Below are 3,391 nucleotides of genomic sequence, written 5' to 3'. Positions count from 1 at the left end.
AGCTGGCGTGGAAGGCCCGGGAGTACGACTTCCACATGGACTTCATCGAGCTGGCCGCCCGGGTGAACGAGGAGATGCCCTTCTATGTGGTCAACCGGCTGCTGGCGGCGCTGCACGACAACGGGAGCACGGGCCGGGAGCGGGTGCTGGTGCTGGGGGTGGCCTTCAAGCGGGATGTGGACGACGCCCGCTACTCGCCGGCGGTGCGGGTGGTGGATCTGCTGCGGCAGCGGAACATCGACGTGGTGTATCACGACCCCTACGTGCCGGAGGTGGAGGTGCGGGGGGTGCGGCTGACCAGCCAGCCGCTTTCGGACGGGCTGGTGGCGGGTGCGGACTGCGTGCTGATCCTGACCGACCACTCCTGCGTGGACTACGCCGCGGTGGTGCGGCGGGCGCGGCTGGTCTTTGACGTGCGCAACGCCACGGCGGCGGTTACCGAGGGACGGGAGAAAATCGTGCGGCTGTAGGGCCGCTGCCTGGGAGTTCCCCCCACAGTTTGCAGGGCCCGGCGTCCCGGGGCTGGCGCCGGGTCCGGACCTGGATTGCCCTCGAGCCCCTTCCCTCTTCTAGCGGCCCCCCGGGGACGCGCCGGCATCTCTTTCTTTCAGTCCCGTTCACAAGGGCACGCAAAGGCCGCGTAAGGCCACCTTGCGGTCGGTTTCAACCCGGTAGTGAAGATCCTCGATGTCCGGGTGCTACAGCCAGGGGGAGACGGTGGAGGGGGCCCTACGGAAGCAGATCGCTCACCGGGATCTGCGATGTCGGGACGGCTAGGGGCGCGATGCTCTGGCCCGGGGCGAGGCGCAACGTTGTCCGGTAAGTGGATTCCTGCGGATCTCGATAAACCTCCAGGACATGGTCCACGAGGTTGACAATCCAGTACTCCGGGATGCGCGCCCGGGCATAGATCGCGTACTTGCGGGTGCGGTCGAACTCCAGCGTGGTGTCGGCAACTTCCACGACCAGGACGGCCGTCGCCGGGTGGTGCTCGGCACGGGTGCGTGGAGGTCCTGCGACGACGGCCAGGTCGGGCTCCGGCTCAGAATCCGGTGTCAGGGCCAGGGGCAGTTGCACGCGAACACGGTACTCCGCTCCAAGCGCCTGCAGGGCGCCCTGCACCAACTCGACGGCGGCCGCATGGGCGGCGCTCTGAGGTGTCATCTCCACGATCTCCCCCTGGAGAAGCTGGACACGGGCTTCCGGGGGGAAGGCTCCCGCGGCAACCAGCCGCTCATACTCCTCGCGGGTCCACAGCTTGGTCCGCACGCCCATCGCGACCCTCCGTAGGCCTTATCATATCACACACGAAACGCCGCCCGGTCCAAGGGCCCTTGTGTCAATACTTCGGCTCCTCAGGCCAGGTGTTCTATTTGGAGACCGCGGAAGCGGCGGAAGCCCCGGTCTTCGGTGAGCAGCACACGGACGCCGTGTTCCCGGCACAGCGCAGCAATCTGGGCATCGAACGCAAGGTTCCCCGCGGCGCGGGGCTCGTGCGCGATCTCCCGGAACAGCGGCCAGTACCGCTCCCCGGGAGTCAAGACCTGGAGGCTGGGACTGGCAACCAGGGCCTGGAGGGCGTCAAGGGCTTCGTCCAGGGGCGAGGGCGGGCGGAGGATCCGTGGGTGGGTGACGACAAGCATATTCTTTCCCTCATAGATCTGCGAGCCTTCGTCCCTCGGCTCCGCCCTGCGGCGCGGGGTAAAGGCCGGGCGTCAATGGCGAGGATCGTGCTCTTCAATCAGTACTTCCCTCCAGATAGCGCGGCCGCTGTGCGGATGGCGGCCCTAGTGGCCGGCACCCTGGCAGAACGTCATATCGTAACGGTCTTCGCCGGTCGGCCCTCCCACGATCCGGCTGAGCGCCACCCGGCCTACCTGCTCCGTCATGAGCGAATGGACGGCGTGGTCGTCGAGCGGGTCGGCTCCTCGGCGCGTGTCGGGAGGCGGGGGCGCGTACTCGCATGGCGGGGTTCGTCCTCGTATGAGAGGCCGTACCCGGATTCGTCCTCATATGAGGGGGCGTACTTAGGGGGTCGCGGCGATGAGGGTTCTGACCGGTAGCGGTTCTGAGGTCACCGGCACACATCTGGCCGAGGCGCTGGAAGCCCGCATCGACGCCGGGACGGCCACCGTCGGGGTGGTCGGGCTGGGCTATGTGGGCCTGCCCCTGGCGCTGGCCTATGGGCGGCGGGGGTTTGCGGTGCGGGGGCTGGATGTGGATGCCGCCAAGGTCGAGGCGCTGGCCGCGGGCGGGTCGTATCTGCGGGATGTGCCGGCGGAGGCGGTGCGGGTGCAGATCGAGACCGGCCGGCTTGCGGTTGGCAGCGACCCGGCCGTGCTTGGGGAGTGTGACGCCGTCTTCATCTGCGTTCCCACGCCCTTCACTCAGCAAAAAGAGCCCGACGTCCGCCACATCTCAGAGGCTGCGGCTCAGGTGGCGCGCTGGGGCCGGCCGGGACAGTTGGTGGTGTTGCGCAGCACCAGTTACCCCGGGACGACCGAGGAGGTGGTGCGGCCGGCGCTGGAGGGGGCGGGCCGGGTGGTAGGCCAGGACGTCTTCCTGGCCTTTGCACCCGAGCGCATCGACCCGGGCAACACCCGCTACGGGGTGGAGGACGTGCCGGTGGTGGTGGGCGGGTGCGATCCGACCAGTGCGCGCCTGGCGGCACGGCTGCTGGAGCGCCTGGGCCCGCAGGTGGTGGTGGTTTCCTCGCCGGCTGCTGCCGAGATGGCGAAGCTATTGGAGAACGTCTTCCGCAATGTGAACATTGCCCTGGTGAACCAGGTGGCGCAACTGTGCGAGCGCATGGGGCTGGACGTCTGGGAAATCGTCGACGCCGCAGCCACCAAGCCCTACGGCTTCCTGCCCTTCCGCCCGGGGCTGGTGGGCGGGCACTGCATCCCGGTGGACCCCTACTATCTGGCGTGGAAGGCCCGGGAGTACGACTTCCACATGGACTTCATCGAGCTGGCCGCCCGGGTGAACGAGGAGATGCCCTTTTACGTGGTCAACCGGCTGCTGGCGGCCCTCCACGACAACGGGAGTGCGGGCCGGGAGCGGGTGCTGGTGCTGGGGGTGGCCTTCAAGCGGGACATCGACGACGCCCGCTACTCGCCGGCGGTGCGGGTGGTGGAGCTCCTGCGGCGGCGGAACATCGACGTGGCCTACCACGACCCCTACGTGCCGGAGGTGGAGGTACGGGGGGCGCGGTTGACTAGCCAGCCACTGACGGATGAGCTGGTGGCGGGGGCGGACTGTGTGCTGATCCTGACCGACCACTCCTGCGTGGACTACGCGGCGGTGGTGCGGCGGGCGCGGTTGGTCTTTGACGTGCGCAACGCCACGGCGGCGGTCACCACGGGGCGTGGGAAGAATGTGCAGCGGGATG

4 protein-coding genes are annotated in these 3,391 nt (G+C 68.4%); 2 read left to right on the top strand and 2 right to left on the bottom strand.

Annotation, left to right across the window (positions count from 1 at the left end; genetic code table 11):
• Nucleotides 1-470, top strand: a 470-nt coding sequence (locus QN152_13750) for a UDP binding domain-containing protein (GenBank protein MDR7540566.1), incomplete at its 5' end; no start/stop codon positions are given.
• Between the two features lie 259 nt (nucleotides 471-729).
• Here QN152_13750 and QN152_13745 read toward each other — a convergent pair.
• Together QN152_13745 and QN152_13740 are read right to left on the bottom strand one after the other, a co-directional pair.
• Nucleotides 730-1,275 carry a Uma2 family endonuclease gene (locus QN152_13745; protein ID MDR7540565.1) on the bottom strand — a complete coding sequence of 182 codons (546 nt, stop codon included), beginning with the start codon at nucleotides 1,273-1,275 and terminating at the stop codon, nucleotides 730-732.
• Nucleotides 1,276-1,355: 80 nt separating this feature from the next.
• Nucleotides 1,356-1,643 carry a PIN domain-containing protein gene (locus QN152_13740; protein ID MDR7540564.1) on the bottom strand — a complete coding sequence of 96 codons (288 nt, stop codon included), beginning with the start codon at nucleotides 1,641-1,643 and terminating at the stop codon, nucleotides 1,356-1,358.
• Between the two features lie 400 nt (nucleotides 1,644-2,043).
• Between QN152_13740 and QN152_13735 the strand changes: the two genes are divergently transcribed.
• Nucleotides 2,044-3,391 (top strand): nucleotide sugar dehydrogenase (locus QN152_13735; GenBank protein ID MDR7540563.1); only part of this gene is annotated, 1,348 nt, incomplete at its 3' end.

The organism is Armatimonadota bacterium (assembly GCA_031459715.1).
GTDB lineage: Bacteria > Sysuimicrobiota > Sysuimicrobiia > Sysuimicrobiales > Humicultoraceae > Humicultor > Humicultor tengchongensis.
The sequence above is the reverse complement of the archived record's forward strand: the minus strand, read 5'-3'. Positions and strand labels throughout refer to the sequence as shown.